Genomic DNA, 17,917 nt, shown 5'->3' with positions numbered 1-17,917 from the left:
GGAGCTATTTAGCTTTGGCTTCGGTCGGCGCCATTTCCAGGCTCGTCACGAGGTTAAAGCGGTTGATGTTCTTCTCTTGTAGCTGCGCAATCACTTTTTGCACGGTGCCAACGTCAGCACCTGCATCGCCCTTAATCACCATGTACAGCGGCTTCTGGAAGTTCTGTATGTTGGCTTTGCGCGCTTCCAGCACCCAGTCAATCATCTGATTGTTCAAGGAGTCGATGGGCACGCCGGGCAGCGATTTGTTGAGGGCTTTGCGCTCCTCGGTGTCTTTGTTGAGGTAGCTGCCGAGCTGCTCGATAGGCGCCCCAAAGCTGTTGAGCAAAGAGAACTCCTTAATCTGCTTCGGCGTAAAGCTCAGGCCGCGGCGGGCAGCAATCGCTTGCAAGGCGGCAGCCTTGGTGGGCTGCTTGTCGATGCCAATGAACACACGCTTGTCCTTGTCAATCGTAAGCGTGAGCAGGTCGCTTTCCGGGGCCACGATGTCCGAGGTCGAGGAAGGCGTGTCTACCACCACAGCTTCGTCGGGACGAAACTGCGTGGTGAGCATGAAGAACGTTACCAGCAGAAACGCTAGGTCCACCATCGGGGTCATGTCCAGCGATGGTGAGGTGCGGTGCGGTTTTACTTTAGGCATTGCCAGGAAATGTTAGAAGTGGCGAAAACTGACTGGAGACATCGAAAAAGGCTTAGGGGGTACAACCATCGCAGGGGGCGGTCGGGCCCGCTGTCAGATGGTAGATGCCAAGCCTAGCACGATTGCACACGCAGCCAGAAAAAAAAGTGGGGCGACGGCCGATTTAACACCGTCCACCCCCTTTTTGTGCCAATGGCCTACGACTCCTGACCTTTCGCGCCGTGCTGGGCTGCGAACGTCTGGATGATGCTGAAGCCAGCCTCATCGATGCTATAGGTCAGCTCGTCAATCTTGCTGGTGAAGTAGTTATAGCCAATGATGGCTAGGGCCGAGGTACCGATACCTAGGGCCGTGTTGATGAGTGCTTCCGAGATACCCGAAGCCAGGGCGGTAGCGTCAGGGTTACCAGCTTGGGCCAGGGCCTGGAAGGCCTTAATCATACCGAATACCGTGCCGAGCAGACCTACCAGCGTAGCTACCGAAGCAATGGTCGAAATGATAACCAGGTTTTTCTCCAGCATTGGCAGCTCCAGCGCGGTGCTTTCTTCGATTTCTTTCTGGATGGCCAGTACGCGCTGGTCGGTGTTCATGGTGTGCTCGCGGCCCATTTCCTGGTACTTCTTCAGGCCGGCGCGAACTACGTTGGCTACCGAGCCTTTCTGCTGGTCGCAGAGGGCGATGGCACCGTTGATGTCGTTGGTGTTCAGCTTCTGACGTACGCCACGCACGAACGACTCGATGCTCTTGCTGCCTTTGGCACGCGAGATGGTCAGGGCGCGCTCGATGCAGAACGTGATTACGCAGAGGAACATCGTCATCAGGAAGGGTACGATAACCCCGCCTTTGTACATAGTGGCCAAGTAGTCACCGGGCAGCGGGTCGTTGGCATTCAGACCGCCCTTGAAGCGGCTGCCGTCGCCCATCACGACGTGGAAAATAATCTCGCTCAGGATGAAGGCGAGGATGATAACAATAACCGAGAATAGCGAGGCACCCCCACTGCTTTTGGCGGGAGCGGCAGTGGGAGCGGCCGAGGCAGCGGGCCGAGCGCTCGGGTTTACAGCATTTTTCTGTTCCATGTGTCCGGGAGGTGTAGGAGGTGGGGGTTGGTGTGAGGGGGTATAAAATGAGGCGATGAAATAACTTGGCTGCCAGGTCAGATTAATTAGCACTGGGCAGACCAAAGCAACTTTCGGGGCCGAATCTACGCCTAAGCCACGAAAATCATTGCTTAGTCAACTTTTTTTTTGAAAATGACACACGGTGCCATTGGTCAAATTCGCTAAAACTAAGCTTGACGCTAGGCCTTTACATAGCTATGTTTTTCGTGAAGTTGCCAATGGTAAGCAGTGCCTGAAGGTTGGCCTAGGGTAGCAGGGCTACGCTTTTTTTAGCCTCTTCCCAGTACACGTCCATTTGGGCCAGCGTCAGCGCAGCCAGGGGCTGGCCGGCACGGGCGGCGGCGGCCTCAAGGTACTGAAAACGGCCGATAAACTTGCGGTTGGTGCGCTCGAGGGCTTCCTCCGGGTTGATGCCGGCGAAGCGGGCAAAATTGACCAGCGAAAATAATAAGTCGCCAAACTCCTGGGCGGCGCGGGCGGCCTGGGCCGCGTCGGCGGGCGGCTGGCCGTGGCCGTACTCAGCCCCAAACTCAGCCAGCTCTTCCTGCACTTTTAGCCACACCTGGGCGGGGTCTTCCCAATCGAAGCCCGCGCCGCGGGCTTTTTCCTGAATGCGCATGGCTTTTACCAGAGCCGGTAGCGAGGTGGGCACGCCCCCTAGGACGCCGCCGGTGTTGCCTTTTTCCTTCAGTTTGAGCTGTTCCCAGTTGCGTTTCACGGCGTCTTCGTCGTCGGCCTGCACATCGCCGTAGATGTGCGGGTGGCGGTAAATAAGCTTGTCGCACTGCGCATTGAGGGCGTCGGCAATGTCGAAGGCGCCCTGCTCAGCCGCGATGCGGGCGTAGAAAATGAGGTGCAGCATGACATCACCGAGCTCCTTCTTGAGGTCGGGTAAATCCTGGCGCAGGATGGCGTCGCTTATCTCGTATGTTTCCTCGATGGTGAGGTGGCGCAGGCTTTCCAGGGTCTGTTTTTTATCCCAGGGGCATTCGCGGCGCAAGCGGTCGAGCACATCGAGCAGGCGGCCAAAGGCAGCGAGCTGCTTGGGCCGGCGGCCAGGGGCAAGGAGCGGATTTTCGGTCATAGATTAAAATTGAAATAACCTGCTGGGTAGGGCCCAAATCGGCCACGCCAAGCAGGGCTGTAGCCCAAGTTGGCGTACATAAAAACGGGAGCAGGGTTACTTTTGCAGGCTAAAGAAACAAACCGTGACGCTCATAAAATCGATTTCCGGTATCCGGGGTACCATTGGCGGGCCGGCTGGGCAAGGCTTGACGCCGCTCGACGTAGTAAAATACGCCGCGGCCTACGGCACCTGGGCGGCTAAACAAAGCACTGGCAGCAAGCTGATAGTGATAGGGCGCGATGCGCGCCTGTCGGGCGAAATGGTGAGCCGGCTGGTGGCGGCCACGCTGCAAGGCCTGGGCCTGGACGTGCTGGACCTAGGGCTCTCGACTACGCCCACCGTAGAGCTGGTGGTGCCCGCCCGCAAGGCGGCGGGTGGCATCATCCTCACGGCCTCGCACAACCCCAAGCAGTGGAATGCCCTCAAGCTGCTGAATGCGCAGGGCGAGTTTATTTCGGACAGCGACGGGCAGCAGGTGCTGGCGCTGGCCGACAGCGAAGCCTTCGACTTTGCGCCGGTAACCAAGCTAGGTCAGTATTCCACTGACGATACGACCCTAACGGCCCATATCGACGCCATTTTGGCGCTGCCGCTGGTCGATGTCGAAGCTATTCGGGCGAAGAACTTTCGGGTGGTAGTTGATGCCGTTAACTCATCGGGTGGCTTGGCTGTGCCGCAATTGCTGGCGGCCCTGGGGGTCGAAACGGTGGAGAAGCTGCACTGCGAGCCCACCGGCGACTTTGCCCACAACCCTGAGCCGCTGCCTGAAAACCTGCGCGACATTGCCAAAATTCTGGAAAAAGGCGGCTTTGACCTCGGCATCGTGGTGGACCCCGATGTGGACCGCCTAGCCCTGGTGAGCGAAAACGGCGAGATGTTCGGCGAAGAATACACGCTGGTGGCGGTGGCCGATTACGTGCTGAAAGAGAACGGCGGCGGCAACACCGTGAGCAACCTCAGCAGCACCCGCGCCCTGCGCGACGTGACCGAAAAGCACGGCGGCACCTACACCGCCGCCGCCGTGGGCGAGGTGAACGTGGTGACCAAAATGAAGGAAACCGGCGCTATCATCGGCGGCGAGGGCAACGGCGGCATCATCCTGCCCGAGCTGCACTACGGCCGCGACGCGCTGGTGGGCATCGCCCTATTCTTGACACACCTGGCCAAGACCGGCCTCACAATGAGCCGCTTGCGCAACTCGTACCCAAGCTATTTTATCTCCAAAAATAAAATTGAGCTCACGCCGGATATCGACACCGACCTAGTGCTGGTGCAGATGCAAAAGCGCTACGCCAAGCAGCCGGTTAACACGATTGATGGCGTGAAAATTGAGTTTGGCAAGGAGTGGGTGCACCTGCGCAAGTCTAACACCGAGCCCATTATCCGCATCTACGCTGAGTCAGACTCGAACGCTACGGCCGAGCATCTGGCCAAGAAGATTATCGCCGATATCAAGGAAATCATTAATCAATGAGCAAGTAGCAATGAATAATGAGCAGCTTACTTTAGATTGTTCGTTGCTTATTGATTCTGCTCATTGCCCATTGTTAATTGCTCATTGATTTCCATGCACGCCTACTTCGACAACGCCGCCACTACCCCTCTTGACCCCGAAGTGCTGGATGCCATGCTGCCCTACCTAGGCCAGCACTACGGCAATCCCAGCTCTTTGCACGGGCCGGGGCGGCAGGTGCGGTCGGCCATCGAGCAGGCGCGCAAGCTGGTGGCCCAGCTGGTGAATGCCGCGCCGAGCGAAATCACGTTTACCTCGGGCGGTACCGAGGCCGACAACTACGCTGTTTTTGGCAGTGTGCGCACCCTAGGGCTGCGCCACGCTATCACCTCGCCCCTGGAGCACCACGCCGTGCTGCACCCCTTGCAGGCGCTGGCTAAAAGCGGCGAAACCGAGCTTAGCTACCTGCGCCACGACGAGCACGGCCGCCTCGACCTAGGGCACCTAGAGGAGCTGCTGGCCACCAAACCGCGCAGCTTCGTAAGCCTCATGCACGGCAACAATGAGCTAGGCAACCTCAACGATATCAAGGCTATCGGCGAAATCTGCGCGCGCCACGATGCTATTTTTCACACCGATACGGTGCAGACGATGGGCCACTACGCCCACGATGTGCAGCAGCTCCAAAACCACTTTCTGGTGGGCTCGGCGCACAAGTTTCACGGCCCCAAGGGCGTGGGTTTCTTGTACCGACGCGGGGGCGTGGAGGTAGCGCCGCTCATCCATGGCGGCTCGCAGGAGCGCAACATCCGGTCGGGTACCGAGAACGTGTACGGCATCGTGGGCCTGGCCAAGGCCCTGGAAATAGCCTGCCGCGACATGACTGCCCACCGGCAGCACGTGCAAGGCCTCAAAAACCGCTTTATCGAGCAGCTGCGGGCCGGCATCGACGACGTGCAGTTCAATGGCCTTTCGGCCGTGGCCGACCAGAGCCTTTACACGGTGCTGAGCGTGAGCCTGCCGCCGTCGCCCATCAGTGAGATGCTGCTCTTTAGCCTCGATATCAGCAAGGTAGCGGCCTCGGGCGGCTCGGCCTGCACTAGCGGGGCACAGCTCGGCTCGCACGTGCTGGAGGCCCTCGGCGCCGACCCCAACCGGCCCACCGTGCGCCTCTCGATGAGCCGGCTCAACACCGAGGCCGAGGTAGATTATGCCGCGGCCCAGCTAATCAAGCTCTACCAGCCGGTGCTGAAGTAAGCCCGGGCCCTAGGTAGGGCAATAGTGGGGAGGGAGCTGTAAGGCGCATTGGGCGCTAGTATTGCGGTACCTAACCCTTACCCCGTGCCCGCCATGCCCGATTCTGATAATCTCGGCCACAAAATCCTGAGCTTTTTCATCAAGGAGGAAAGCCTGTCGGGCAAGCCGGCCCCGGCCAGCCCGGCACCTGCTGGCGCTGGCCCGGCGCCAGTAGGCAGCAGCCCCGTACCCAGCGGCAGCGTCGATACCAAATTCGCCGAGCACTTTGCCAACGTGCTGGCCAAGAACAACCTGCCGGGCCCCGACTACTTCGAGTTTCGCGAAACGCTGCGTAGCCTGGCCAGCCTGGGCCTCAGCGAAGACCAGCAGTACCAGGCGGCCTGGGCCAGCTTTAAGGCCCTAGGGGGCGCCCCCGACGTGGCCCACCTCGCGGGTACCGCTAACCAGTACCTGGCCATCTTGGACAAGGACCGCGAAGCGTTTGGCCAGAGCGTGGAGGCGGCTATTGCTGAGCGCGTGGGCGGCTTGCAGCGCGAGCAGCAGCAGCTGCAAGCCGACTCGGAGGCCCTGACGCGGCAGTTGGCCGAGATTCAGCAGAAGCTGGCGGCCAACACGGCCCGGCTAGCCGCCATCGGCGGCGAGGTGGCCGAGCAAAGTGGCCGCCTCAACCAAAACCGCCAGAACTACGAGGCCACCTACGGCCACTTCACCAGCCAAATCCGCGCTGACCTCGCCCGGATTGCGCAGTATTTGAAATAGAGAATATAGCTTTGGGCGTTACGCCTGTAACGCGGGCCGCGTAGACGGCGATATATGAATCGGCTGCGATTGCTTCGCTGCGCTCGCAATGACCGATATTTTGTTGTTGCTTACTCGCTCTCTTAACATTTTCTCCTCATGGCTACTCCCGATTTTTCGCAACTGGGCGGCACCACCGACGCTGAAAAACGCTCGTTTTGGTCGCGGCCCGAAGGTATTCTGGGGCTGGTGGTGCTGGCCGGGCTGGCGGGCACCGGCCTGTTTTACTTCAACGAGATTGTGAAATTCTTGATTGAGGTGGCTACCAATACCTTGCATCTGGCCTTTTTGCTGGGGGCACTGGGCGTGCTGGTGTTCCTAGTCACGAGCCGCGACATCCGTACGGGTCTCTTCTTTTTGTTTAAAACGCTGATGCGCAAGCTCACGGGCGTCGTCATTCAACTCGACCCGATTGCGATTCTTAAAATCTACATCAGCGACCTCAAAAATAAGCGCCAGAAAATGCAGGGCCAGATTGATACCCTAGCCGGCCAAATGGTGAAGCTCAACAAGAAAATAGCCGATAACAACGTCGAAATCAAGCAAAAATTTGCCGAAGCCAACAAGGCCAGCACCATGCTCGACCGGCCCGGCATGAAGGAAACCGCCTCGCTGGCCACCATCGAGGGCGCGGGCTTACAGGAGATGAACGAGAAGCTGCTGCCCTTGCAGCGCAACATTAAAATGGTACTGGCTTTCATGGAAAAAGTCAACCAGAGCGCCGACTACATCATCAAGGAAACCGAGATAAAAGTGCGCCTGAAGGAGGCCGAATACAAGATTGTGAAGGAAAGCTCAAGCGCCTTGCGCACGGCGGTGAGCATCTTCAAGGGCGACCCCGACAAGAAGTTTTACTTCGACGAATCGATGGAATACATCCAGGACGACATGAGCCAGAAGCTGGGCGAAATGAAGCGCGCCATGGACCTCTCGATGGACTTTATCAACTCGGTAGACGTGCAAAACGGCATCCTCTCCGACAAGGGCGAGGCGATGCTCGAAGCCTACAACAAAGGCGAATTCAAGCTGGTGCAGCTCGAAGGCCGCGCCGACAGTCTGGCGCCCGTGCCGCGCCCCGGCGGCCCGGCCGGCTACGACTCTGCCCCGGCCAAGGATGCCGGCTACCGCAGCTTATTGGAATAAACGGCGCGCCCTAGGTGTGCATTACCCGTTCTTTTAATCCCCGACACCTTTTACCTACCTTAGACCCATGCAAAACCTGACCGTCGCCGGCCGTCTCCTGATTACGGCTATCGTGCTGATTGGTATCTACTTCGGCATCCGCTACTTTCTGGGCGACCGGGTGCCCGCGCCCGCCACAGCCCCTACGGCCGTTGAGGCACCTAGCTCGAATGCTGCTAGTAGCGACACCGCCGAGGTGGCCGGCGCCCCGGCCGCCACGGCCGGCGAGCGCGTGCCTTTCACCTATACCGCGCCCGAGCCCACCGGCGGGCGGTTGCGCGGCGTAGTTGAACTTGGGGCCAGCGGCTTCAACTCCTTCATCGTGCGCACCGACGCCCAGCACAACTGGAAGCTGGAAAAAGCCGAGTTTGGCAACAGCTTGGTCCTGGAGAATATGGCCACCGATGACGACGTGCGCAGCGGGCTGAAATCGTACATCGGCAAGATGCTCGACAACGGCGTGGCGGGCCGCGACATTCACTTTGTGGTGAGCTCGGGCGCGCAGAAAGCCGCGGGTACCCAAAAGATTATCAAGCAGTTATCAGCATTGAAATACGTGGTGAACACCGTGACGCCCGAGAAAGAAGGCGTGCTGGGTCTGCGCTCGGTGCTGCCGCCGAGCTACGCTAGCAAGGCCTTCGTGGTGGACATTGGCTCGGGCAATACCAAAATTTCGTGGCTGGTCAACGGCGCGCCTAAGTCGGTAGAAACCTACGGCGCCAAGTATTTTGGGCAGAACACCGACGATGCCACCGTGGCCGCCGACGTGAAAGCCAAAGCCAACCAAGTGCCCGCCGGCCTGCGCCAGACGTGCTTCATCATTGGTGGCATTCCGTTTGAGATGGCCAAGAAAGTCCGCCAGGGCAAGGAGCGCTACACCGTGCTCGACGCCGCCAGCGCCTACCAGCTTGACAATGCCAAGGGCAAAGCCGGCCTCAATATCTACCGCTCGGTAGCCGAAGCCACTGGCTGCAAGCAGTTTGTCTTTGACTGGGACGCCAACTTCACGATTGGCTACCTGCTCACGCTGCCGCAGTAAGCTAGCTCGGGGTACCGTGGACCCTGCGGGTCCGCGCGTCGGTAGTCCGCTTAGTCACTAGGTAATGTAAAGCCCCAGCGGGGCGACCCTTTCCGAACGAAGGGGTCGCCCCGCTGGGGTCTTTTTATATTGAGTAGATGGGTTGTTGCCAACCGAGTGCCCCGCAGGGTTCAGAGTCCACCTGGTGGGCAATACCTACGGGCGAGCTTATATTTCCCGGCTTTTGAGCGGTGCCATAGTTTGGCGAGCCCCAACTGCTTGCTGCTATGCCCGCTACGCCCCCGCCACCCCTCCCGCGCCCACCTAAGGGGCCGGCCATTATTGCGCGTTGGCTACGACGTTATTTTAGCTTTTCGCGGGGCGAAACGCGGGGCTTGGTCGTGTTGCTTTTGCTGATGCTGGGCGTGGCCGTGCTGCCCGGGCTGCTACGCCCAGCCGACCCTAGCTACCTGCCCGCCGCCGACCAGCAGCAGCTCGACACCTGGGCGGCTAACCTGTCGAAGCGGCTGGCTTTTTCCGATTCGGTGGAGCGGCAGCGCTACGCCGGGCGGCGCAGCTACGGCACCGATAATGCCCGCCGCTACCCAGACGTGGTGCAGGTGCAGCTCGCGCCCTTCGACCCCAACGCCCTCACGGCCCTGGACTGGGAGGCGCGCGGCGTGCCGCACTTCGTGGCGGGGCGCATTGTCAACTACGGCCAGAAAGCGGGCGGCTTCCGGGCTAAGGCGCAAGTGCAGCGCATCTACGGCCTGCCCGATTCAGTGTACCAGCGGCTGGCGCCGTTTATGCAGCTGCCTGAAGCACTGCCGGGCCGCCCCGACTACGCGGCGCGCGGCGGCAACGCACCTTTTGCTAGTGCGGCCCCGAGCCGCTTTCCGCGCAAGCCCGCGCACTTGCAGCCCTTCGACCTCAACCTGGCCGATACCACGCAGCTCCAGCAAATCAAGGGAATCGGCCGGGGGCGGGCCAAGTGGATAGTACTGCGCCGCAACGAGCTGGGTGGCTACGTAGACGAGGCCCAGCTAGCCGATGTATTTGTGCTGCGCGATGCGCCCGACCTCGTGGACAGCCTGCGCAAGTACACATTCGTGGCTGCTGGCTTCGTGCCCCAGACCGTCAATATCAACTCGGGTACCTTCGATGAGCTGTGGCCGCACCCCTACGTGGGCAAGCCGCTGGCCCGGCTCATTGTGGCCTTCCGCAAGCAGCACGGTCCGTATAAAACACCCGAGGATTTGCGCCAGATTAAGATTCTAAAGGAGGAAAGCTTTGCCAAGCTGCGGCCCTACGTGCGCTGCGAATGAGGACCTAGGGCCGCAGCAAAAGCAAAAAGCGTACTTTACCCGGCGTATATCTCACCCACGTGCCGTAGCCAGCACGCTAGCGCTTCGTTTTCTTACTTTCAGCTATGAAATTCTTTGCGGTACTGCGTACTAAAACAATGGTAATACTCCTGCTAGCTAGCCTGCTCGTGCGGCCTCCGCAGAGCTGGGCGCAGCAACGCACGATTGAGGTTAACCTGCAGGCCATCAAAGGCAAGCTTAGCCCGACCTTCAACGCGTGCATTGGGGCGGGCCGCGCCAACGAGGGCCTGCGGGCCGACTGGCAGCAGCAGCTGGCCCAGATTAAGCACGATGCCGGCTTTCGCTACATCCGGATGCACGGGCTGTTGACCGATGACATGGGCCTGTACCGCGTAGACGCCCAGGGCAAGGAGCACTACAATTTTCAGTACATCGATGTGCTCTACGATTATTTGCTCAGTATCCACGTCAAGCCTTTTGTTGAGTTGGGCTTCATGCCCTCGGCCCTGGCCAGCGGCGACAAAACTATTTTTTGGTGGCGGGGCAATGTAACCCCGCCCCGCAGCTACGAGCAGTGGGGCAAGCTGATTGAGGCCTTGACCCAGCATTTCACGGCCCGCTACGGGGCGGCGGAGGTCAGCAGCTGGTATTTTGAGGTGTGGAACGAGCCGAACCTGGCGGGTTTCTGGACTGGGTCGCAGGCCGATTACTTTCAGCTCTATCGCTACGCGGCCAGCGCCATCAAGCGGGTCGATGCCCGCTACCAGGTGGGCGGCCCGGCCACGGCGGGGGCCGCGTGGATTCCCGAAATGATTACCTTCTGCACTCAAAACCAGGTGCCGCTGGACTTTGTGAGCACGCACACCTACGGGGTTGAGCAGGGCTTTCTCGATGAGTTTGGCACCACTGGCACCGTGCTCAGCAAAGACGAGCAAGCCGTCAGCGGCGATGTTCAGAAAAACCGCTTGCAAATCCAGCAGTCGGCCCGGCCAACGCTGGCCTTGCACTACACCGAATGGAGCTCTTCCTACACGCCGGCCGACCCCACCCACGATAGCTACCACCAGGCGGCCTACATTCTCCAGAAGCTAAAGCAAGTCGGCAATACTGCCCAATCGATGTCGTACTGGGTGTTCTCGGATATTTTTGAGGAGGCGGGGCCCCGCAGCGAGGCCTTTCACGGTGGGTTTGGCTTGATGAATACCCAGGGAATCAAAAAACCAGCCTACTTCGCCTACCAGTACCTCAACGAGTTGTTCGCCACGGAGCTAAAGAGCAACGACGGCCAGTCGCTCGCAACCACCGACGGCCAGGGCAATCTGCGGCTGCTCCTCTGGGACTACACCCGAACGCTTCCCGACGGCCTCAACAACCAGCAATACTTTATCAAGGACCTGCCGGCCAAGGATAAAGGGAACGCCACTATTCAGGTAAAGGGCTTGCGCCCGGGCGTGTACCTCGCCACCATCGCGCAGGTAGGGTACAAGCGCAACGACGCCTATACCGCGTACATCGGCATGGGTTCGCCGGCCCAGTTGAGCAAGCAGCAAGTAACCTCGCTCAAGGCGCAGGCGACGGGTAAGGCGCAGGAGCAGCGGAAAATTCGCGTCAATGCCGACGGCGGGCTGCGCCTGACGTTGCCACTGCGGGAGAACGATGTCTACCTACTCAAGCTCCAACTGGCCTCCTAAGTCCGGTTCTGGAAGCCCGGCTTTCGTTAACCAGCGGGTAGTGCCCTAGCCGCTGCTACCTAGGCGGCCCCTGCGGCGGCGGGAGTTTAGAGAGCTAGGCTGCCAGTCATTCTTTACCAAGAAGACGAGTTCTAATTTGCTTTTAGTTTTGAAATCGCAAAAGTTTAGGTAAGTGCAATTTTGGCAAAGAGCAAACAGGTAAGAAAGGCAAGTTTTGATATCCAGGCTTGGCTGGGCATAATCATCCTGTTGCTTTTGTCAGCTTACTTCCTCCGAGCCTGCACTCGTTGGCGCCAGGAGGCAGCGGCTTTATCGCAGGGAGTCTTCACAACCAAAGCTGTGGTAATTGATAAGAAAAATTACGTAGGGAATAGTCCTGTTTCGTACCAATTCACCTACTCCTATCAGTTCGCCTTACAGGGAAAGAACTACGAGGGTAATTCTCATAATCCGGCTTTACACATTGGGGATAGCATTTTGGTGGAGTATTCACCAAAAAACCCGACCTACAATCGAGTGCATAACTAGTGAGCTTATTAGGGCCTATTACTACACACTCGTCATTGCTTCTAAAAGTTGAGCTTATGATGGTTGTACAAAGTATTATACACGTTATAAGCTCATCTACGAATACAGAAGCTGCCCCAATGGCTACTTGCGGCGCAGGGCCTGGGCTACGGCTTGTTGTAGCAGCGGCCCCATAATGCGGTAGCCGGCCAGGGTAGGATGAATACCATCGGTGGCCAGGGCGGTGGGCAGGCCCTGGCGGCTGTCGGCCATGGCGGTGTGGTAGTCGAGGTAGGTGAGGTGGTGCTGGGCCGCGTAGGCCTTGAGCCGCTGGTTGAGGGCCAACACTTTAGGAGCTGGTTCTAGGCCGGGGCGCCAGGGAAAATCGTAGGCCGGCAGTACCGAGCACAGGATTACGCGCACGCCGTGAGCCTGGGCCAGGTCGGCCATGGCGGTGATGTTGTGGAAGGTAGCTTCGGGGTTGTAGGGCCCGGCGTTCTCGGCAATATCGTTGGCCCCGCTCAGGATGGCGACCACCTTGGGCTGCAAGGCTAGCACGTCGGGCCACAGACGCAGCAGCATTTGCCCCGATACCTGCCCGCTGATGCCCCGGCCGATGTACTCGTAGGTTTTGCCGGCGAAAAACGCCGTGTCGGTCTTGGGCCAGCTGTCGGTGATGGAGTTGCCCATGAGTACTACCCGCGGCCGGCTGGCCGTGGGGGGCAGTAGCTGTTTGTTGGCCTCGGCGTAGCGCCCTAGGTTGGCCCAATCAGTGGTTTGGGCCCAGCCGCCCAGGGGCATCAGCAGCGCGGCGGATACCGCCAGCGCATTCAGGGTGTGCACGAAAGACATAGTAATTGAGGAAAGTAAAGCAACCAGCAGCTACGTAGCTCGCATCGGCGCTTGCCAAGCAGCAGCAAGCTACTTAAAGCAACTTGCTGCTTGAGAATATTCTTAGACTTGCTGCCCGTATTACCACATCCCCAGCTCTTCTCCCGAAGGAGAGGGGATGTGGCTCGGCGTCAGGCAGTCAGAACAGCACAGGATTAAGAAACGCCCTAGTCAATGACATACGTGGCGATGGAGTGCGCGGGGCTGGTGGTGGCCGCGGCCTGGCCCTTCACCCACAGCTGAAACTCCTGGGGCTTGTCGCCGCTGTTCATCACCACCACGGCTACTTTGCCGTCGGTGTTCACGAAGGACGTGGCTTGCAGCCAGTCGCGGTTGGTGGTGGCGGCCACGCGCTTGGCGCCGGGGCGGATGAACTTCGAGAAGTGCCCGATGTAGTAGTAGGCGTTGGTGTAAATGAGCTTACCCGTGCGGGTGTCGGCGATGATTGGCGCGAAGCAGTAGTTGCCGACGTGGTTGGGGCCGCCGGTTTCGTCGAGCAGCACGTTCCAGTCAGTCCAGCCCACGGTGCCGGCATTGAGGTCGTTTATCATCGAGTTGCCGTAGCGCTCGCCGAGCTTCCAGTCGTTCACCTGGTCAAACTTGAAGTTCTCGACGCAGCCTTCCGTGAATATCAAATTCGTGTTCGGGTAGGTTTCGTGCACGCGGCGCTCGTTGTCGAAGAGCGGGCCGCTGGTGGTCCAGGTTTCGTACCAGTGGTAGCCGATGCCCCAGATGTACTTGGCCGCCGCGGGGTCGTCGAGTACGGTGCTGGCGCGCTGGTACAGTAAGTCGCGGTTGTGGTCCCAGGCGATAAGTTTTTTGTCGCCCATACCGCCTTTTTGCAGCGTCGGCCCTAGGTACTCCTTGATGAAGTCGCGCTCCTCCTCGGCCGTGTACAGGCACGATTCCCACTTCTGGGTGGCCATTTCCTCGTTCTGCACCGTCAGGCCCCAAATCGGGATGCCCTGCTTTTCGTAGGCCTCGATAAACTTGACGTAGTGGTCAGCCCAGGGCTGCCGAAACTCGGGTAGCAGCTTGCCGCCGTGCAGCAGGTCGTGGTTGGTTTTCATGAACGCTGGCGGCGTCCAGGGGCTCACAAACATCGTGAGCTTACCGCCCGCCGCCGCCGTGGCCTGCTTGATAAACGGAATGCGGTACTTCTCATCATGCTTGATGCTGAAGCTCTTCAGGCTTTTATCACCCTCTTTAACATAGGTGTAGCTCGCGCTTGAAAAGTCGCAGCTGCCGATGTGTGTGCGCGCTAGAGAGTAGCCGATACCCTGGGTAGGGCTGTAATAAGCCTGCAAAAACTCTTGCTGCTGCGCTTTGGGCAGCTTGGCAAACGTTTCGGCCGAAGCATCGGTGAGCGCCCCGCCGATGCCGAGCAGCGTCTGAAACGAATGGCTAGGGTCGATAAACACGCACACCTGCGTCTCGGCCGGCTGCGGGGCGGGCTGAAAGCTGAGCGCCGCGCCCGCCGCCAGGCGCTGGCTGGTGCCCTGCGCGGTAGTAAATACCTGGGCTTTTTTGCCCGCCGCCGAGTAAGTAGTTTGGGCCGCAGCGCGGCCCAGGCCCAGCGCCGACAGCAGTGCCAGGGAAAGAAGTCTAGTGGTCATAATAAGAGGAGAAGCGGGGAAGCGAATGACAGCTAAACGAAAAGCGAGCTTGTCATTGCGAGAAGGCACGACGAAGCAATCTTTCCTTTACATCAGCGGACGTCTGCCATGCGTGAAGGAAAGATTGCTTTGCTGTGCTCGCAATGACAAGCGCCTACCACACGTAGGTGGCCACCGCGCCGCCGTAGAGCGAGGTGCTGGCTAGCTTGCCTTTGTATTGAATATTAAAGCTTTTGAGTGTCGAGCCGGTGTTCACGACCATCAGTACGCGCTTGCCAGCGGGCGTTTTATAGGCCACGTTGGCCAGGCCGTCGGGGGCGTTGGTGGCCACGCGCACTGAGCCGGGCCGCACGAACTTGGCGGCGTGGGCCACCGTGTAGTAGGCCGAGTTGCGGGTCACAGTGTTGCCGCTGATGGTGAGAGCACCTAGGCACTCGGTGCAGCCGCCGGGCGTGTGCGGGCCGTAGGTGGCATCGTTGGCGAGGTTCCACTCCAGCACGTTGCGGCTCCAGTTGCGGGGTGCGGCCACCATCAAGTTGTTGGCGTGCCAGGTGAGGTCAGCGGTAAAGTTGCCGGGCGCCTGTGTCCACTGTTCCGTGAAGTACACGTTCTTAGCGGGGTAGGCGTCGTGGATTTGAGTCAAGGCGCTCATTTGCCCAGCGTAGAGGTGGAAGGCCGAGCCATCGAGGTAGGCGCTGGCACCCACGTCGCGGAGCACGGTATTTACAAAGGCCAGCCCCTCGGCATCGGGGTTGTGGTCGTAGGCAATAATCTTGGTTGTGAGATTAGCCGCTCGAAAGGCCGGCCCCACGTTGTTCTTGATAAAGGCAGCATGCTCGGCGCCCGTCATTTTCATGCTCGGATTATTGTCGGGGTTCAGCGGCTCGTTTTGCAGCGTCACCGCATCAATCGGGACACCTAGGGCCTGCATCCCCTGGATGTACTTCACGAAGTAGCGGGCGTAGGCGTCGTAGTACTCGGGCTTGAGCGAGCCGCCCACCGGGCTGGGGTTGGGGTTGGTGGCCGAGGTCGGGCCGTTCTTCATCCAAGTCGGGGCCGTCCAGGGCGAGCCCAGGATTTTGATGCTGGGGTTAATCGCCACGATTTCCTTCAGCACCGGAATCAGGTAGCGCTGGTCGGGCGCCAGGCTGAAATTGGCCAGCGTGGGGTCGGGGCTGCCGTCGTCGTAAGTGAATACCTGGGCATCAAGGTCCGAGGCCCCGATGCTCACGCGCAGGTAGCTGACGCCGATATTGTTCGCATCCGTAGCAAACAGCTCTTGGAGCAGTGCGGCCCGGTTGGCGGCCGTCATCTGGCTCAGCACGTAGGCGCTGCCCCCGGTGAGGGTGTAGCCGAAGCCATCCATCGTCTGGTAGGTCTGGGTCGTATCGACCGCGATGGTTGCGTTCGAGTTGGCGGCTGCGTTAAAATTCAGTCCCGCGGGCTGGTTGTAGAATAGCGCTGATTTGTCAGGCATGGTCAGCCACACGGCCACCTGCGCCGGGGAGGTTGGAGCAGGAGTAGGCAATGGGGTAGGTGTCGGCGTAGGCGTGCTGGACGAGTCGTCTTTGGTGCAGCCGCCGAGTAGCAAAGTGGCCGCCAGCAGCAAGCCGGCCGACTGACGAAAATGGGTGGGAAAAGTCATATGGAGAATGAGTAGAATGGGGAGGAAAGCGCCGTAACGCGGCTTGTAGAACGGAGTGGTATTCCGTTTGGCGCCAGGGCACGGGCGAACGCGGAAACGGAGTGCTACTCCGTTTCACATCGTTACCACACGTAGGTGGCCACGGCGCCCGCGGGCAGCGTGGCTTGCGCGGCCTGCCCTAGGTAGCGCAGGCTAAAGGTTTGGGCCGTGGCCTGGTCGTTCACCACCAGCAGCACGTGGCCGCCGGTGGGCGTGCGGTAGGCCACGTTGGGCAGCCCGGCCGCGGTGGTCGAGCCGATGCGCGTCGAGCCGGGCCGCACGAATTTGCTGGCGTGGGCCACGGTGTAATAGGCCACGTTGCGGGTCACGGCGTCGCCGGGGGCGAGCGTGATGGCGCCCAGGCACTCGGTGCAGCCGCCCGGCGTGTGCGGGTTCTGCTGCGGGTCGGCGGCTAGGTTCCACTCGAGTACAGTGCGGGCCCAGTTGCGCGGCGCCCCGATTTCGAGGTTCTTCACGTGCCACCCTAGGTTGCTCTCGAAAGTGGTGTTCGAGCCCGTCCACTGCTCGGTGAAGTACAGGTTTTTGGTCGGAAAGGCATCGTGCACCTTGCTCAGCGCCTCAATGGGACCGGCGTAGAGGTGAAACGCCGAGCCATCGACGTAGGGGTTGGCCGTGGCATTGCCGAGCACCGTCAGGGGGTAGTCGGGGCGGTCGGCGTTGTGGTCGTAGCAGATGATTTTGGTCTTGAGCCCCGCCACCTTAAAGGCCGGCCCTAGGTGCTGGCCAATGAACTCGGCCTGTGGCTCGGCGGTCATCAGCAGGCTGGGGTTGTTGCCGGGGTGCAGCGGCTCGTTTTGCACCGTAATGGCGTCGAGGCGAATGCCGTGCTTCTGCATACCTAGGAGGTACTTCACGAAATACTGCGCATAGGCGCCATAAAACTCCGGCTTGAGCGAGCCGCCTTTGCTCTCGCCGTTGGTTTTCATCCAGGTCGGTGGGCTCCAGGGCGAGCCCATGAGTTTGATGCTAGGGTTGATGGCGAGGATTTCCTTCAGCACCGGAATGAGGTACTTCTCGTCGGGCGCTAGGGTGAAGTGTGCTAGCGTGGGGTCGGTTTCGCCCGCCGGCCGGTCGTCGTAGCTAAATACCTGGGCATCGAGGTCCGAGGCCCCGATGCTCAGGCGCAAGTAGCTCACGCCAATCTCATTACCAGCGGTGCCGAACAACTCGCGCAGCAGCTTGGCCCGCGCCGGGGCGCTCATGGCGTGCAGCAGCTCGGCGCTGCCCCCGGTGAGGCAGTAGCCAAAGCCATCCATCGTCTGAAAGCGCTGGCTATCATCAATTTCAATCACCGCGCCCGTAGCTGCGGCTTTGCCGAAAGCCAGGCGCGCGGCCTGCGGCTGCAAGCGCTGGGCTTGGTCAGGGGTGGTGAGCCAGACGGCCACGCCCGCCTGGGCGTTGGTTTTGGCGCGCTGGCCGTAGCCCGGCACCAGCGTGAGGGCGAGTACGGCCCCTAGGCCCCAGCGGCAAACAGAAACAGATAGCATACAGGTAGGGTGGAAGTAGAGGAGAGAGTAAAAAGAACGCTTGCCAGTGCGAGAAAGGGTGAGGAAGTAATCGCATCAGGACGAGCCCTAGGTACGCCGT

At 59.9% G+C, this 17,917-nt stretch carries 14 protein-coding genes; 7 read left to right on the top strand and 7 right to left on the bottom strand.

Annotated features, from left to right (window positions below):
* Positions 1–4 precede the first annotated feature (4 nt).
* From ACFSDX_RS14690 to mazG, 3 genes are all read right to left on the bottom strand, one after another.
* Positions 5–640, bottom strand: coding sequence for an ExbD/TolR family protein (locus ACFSDX_RS14690; RefSeq protein ID WP_382314804.1), 636 nt, complete (start codon positions 638–640; stop codon positions 5–7).
* A 197-nt stretch (positions 641–837) separates the two neighbouring features.
* Positions 838–1,719 carry a MotA/TolQ/ExbB proton channel family protein gene (locus ACFSDX_RS14685; protein WP_382314802.1) on the bottom strand — a complete coding sequence of 294 codons (882 nt, stop codon included), beginning with the start codon at positions 1,717–1,719 and terminating at the stop codon, positions 838–840.
* Between the two features lie 286 nt (positions 1,720–2,005).
* Positions 2,006–2,845, bottom strand: a complete 840-nt coding sequence (mazG, locus tag ACFSDX_RS14680; protein WP_382314800.1) for a nucleoside triphosphate pyrophosphohydrolase — start codon at positions 2,843–2,845, stop codon at positions 2,006–2,008.
* Between the two features lie 124 nt (positions 2,846–2,969).
* On the opposite strand from mazG, the gene glmM reads away from it, so the two are divergent.
* The 7 genes from glmM (at position 2,970) to ACFSDX_RS14645 (ending at position 11,611) form a co-directional block, all read left to right on the top strand.
* A complete protein-coding gene (gene glmM / locus ACFSDX_RS14675; RefSeq protein WP_382314798.1) occupies positions 2,970–4,361 on the top strand; it encodes a phosphoglucosamine mutase in 1,392 nt (463 codons plus the stop codon).
* Between the two features lie 93 nt (positions 4,362–4,454).
* Positions 4,455–5,597: a cysteine desulfurase family protein gene (locus ACFSDX_RS14670; RefSeq protein ID WP_382314796.1), complete on the top strand. Its 1,143-nt coding sequence runs from the start codon at positions 4,455–4,457 to the stop codon at positions 5,595–5,597.
* A gap of 93 nt (positions 5,598–5,690) precedes the next feature.
* Positions 5,691–6,356 carry a hypothetical protein gene (locus tag ACFSDX_RS14665; RefSeq protein WP_382314794.1) on the top strand — a complete coding sequence of 222 codons (666 nt, stop codon included), beginning with the start codon at positions 5,691–5,693 and terminating at the stop codon, positions 6,354–6,356.
* A 138-nt stretch (positions 6,357–6,494) separates the two neighbouring features.
* On the top strand, positions 6,495–7,538 hold the full coding sequence (locus ACFSDX_RS14660) for a hypothetical protein (RefSeq protein ID WP_382314792.1): 1,044 nt from the start codon (positions 6,495–6,497) through the stop codon (positions 7,536–7,538).
* Between the two features lie 67 nt (positions 7,539–7,605).
* Positions 7,606–8,616, top strand: a complete 1,011-nt coding sequence (locus tag ACFSDX_RS14655; protein ID WP_382314791.1) for a hypothetical protein — start codon at positions 7,606–7,608, stop codon at positions 8,614–8,616.
* 266 nt (positions 8,617–8,882) lie between these two features.
* Complete coding sequence (locus ACFSDX_RS14650) at positions 8,883–9,920, top strand: ComEA family DNA-binding protein (protein ID WP_382314789.1); 1,038 nt, start codon at positions 8,883–8,885, stop codon at positions 9,918–9,920.
* A gap of 104 nt (positions 9,921–10,024) precedes the next feature.
* Entirely contained in the window at positions 10,025–11,611 is a 1,587-nt protein-coding gene (locus ACFSDX_RS14645; protein ID WP_382314787.1) for a GH39 family glycosyl hydrolase, read from the top strand.
* A 651-nt stretch (positions 11,612–12,262) separates the two neighbouring features.
* On the opposite strand, the gene ACFSDX_RS14635 is transcribed toward ACFSDX_RS14645, so the two are convergent.
* From ACFSDX_RS14635 to ACFSDX_RS14620, 4 genes are all read right to left on the bottom strand, one after another.
* Positions 12,263–12,970, bottom strand: a complete 708-nt coding sequence (locus tag ACFSDX_RS14635; RefSeq protein ID WP_382314783.1) for a GDSL-type esterase/lipase family protein — start codon at positions 12,968–12,970, stop codon at positions 12,263–12,265.
* A gap of 206 nt (positions 12,971–13,176) precedes the next feature.
* A complete protein-coding gene (locus tag ACFSDX_RS14630) occupies positions 13,177–14,625 on the bottom strand; it encodes a glycoside hydrolase family 30 protein (RefSeq protein WP_382314781.1) in 1,449 nt (482 codons plus the stop codon).
* 154 nt (positions 14,626–14,779) lie between these two features.
* Complete coding sequence (locus tag ACFSDX_RS14625; protein ID WP_382314779.1) at positions 14,780–16,270, bottom strand: glycoside hydrolase family 30 protein; 1,491 nt, start codon at positions 16,268–16,270, stop codon at positions 14,780–14,782.
* Between the two features lie 122 nt (positions 16,271–16,392).
* Positions 16,393–17,817, bottom strand: a complete 1,425-nt coding sequence (locus tag ACFSDX_RS14620) for a glycoside hydrolase family 30 protein (protein ID WP_382314777.1) — start codon at positions 17,815–17,817, stop codon at positions 16,393–16,395.
* Positions 17,818–17,917: the final 100 nt, after the last annotated feature.

Origin of the sequence: Hymenobacter bucti (genome assembly GCF_042681145.1) — a bacterium.
Lineage (GTDB): Bacteria > Bacteroidota > Bacteroidia > Cytophagales > Hymenobacteraceae > Hymenobacter > Hymenobacter bucti.
The sequence above is the reverse complement of the archived record's forward strand: the minus strand, read 5'-3'. Positions and strand labels throughout refer to the sequence as shown.

Bases quoted from the DNA above. Each gene is read 5' to 3' on its own strand.
- ACFSDX_RS14690 (WP_382314804.1), bottom strand. From the start codon at position 640: ATGCCTAAAGTAAAACCGCACCGCACCTCACCATCGCTGGACATGACC.
- ACFSDX_RS14685 (WP_382314802.1), bottom strand. From the start codon at position 1,719: ATGGAACAGAAAAATGCTGTAAACCCGAGCGCTCGGCCCGCTGCCTCG.
- mazG (WP_382314800.1), bottom strand. From the start codon at position 2,845: ATGACCGAAAATCCGCTCCTTGCCCCTGGCCGCCGGCCCAAGCAGCTC.
- ACFSDX_RS14670 (WP_382314796.1), top strand. From the start codon at position 4,455: ATGCACGCCTACTTCGACAACGCCGCCACTACCCCTCTTGACCCCGAA.
- ACFSDX_RS14665 (WP_382314794.1), top strand. From the start codon at position 5,691: ATGCCCGATTCTGATAATCTCGGCCACAAAATCCTGAGCTTTTTCATC.
- ACFSDX_RS14660 (WP_382314792.1), top strand. From the start codon at position 6,495: ATGGCTACTCCCGATTTTTCGCAACTGGGCGGCACCACCGACGCTGAA.
- ACFSDX_RS14655 (WP_382314791.1), top strand. From the start codon at position 7,606: ATGCAAAACCTGACCGTCGCCGGCCGTCTCCTGATTACGGCTATCGTG.
- ACFSDX_RS14650 (WP_382314789.1), top strand. From the start codon at position 8,883: ATGCCCGCTACGCCCCCGCCACCCCTCCCGCGCCCACCTAAGGGGCCG.
- ACFSDX_RS14645 (WP_382314787.1), top strand. From the start codon at position 10,025: ATGAAATTCTTTGCGGTACTGCGTACTAAAACAATGGTAATACTCCTG.
- ACFSDX_RS14635 (WP_382314783.1), bottom strand. From the start codon at position 12,970: ATGTCTTTCGTGCACACCCTGAATGCGCTGGCGGTATCCGCCGCGCTG.
- ACFSDX_RS14630 (WP_382314781.1), bottom strand. From the start codon at position 14,625: ATGACCACTAGACTTCTTTCCCTGGCACTGCTGTCGGCGCTGGGCCTG.
- ACFSDX_RS14625 (WP_382314779.1), bottom strand. From the start codon at position 16,270: ATGACTTTTCCCACCCATTTTCGTCAGTCGGCCGGCTTGCTGCTGGCG.
- ACFSDX_RS14620 (WP_382314777.1), bottom strand. From the start codon at position 17,817: ATGCTATCTGTTTCTGTTTGCCGCTGGGGCCTAGGGGCCGTACTCGCC.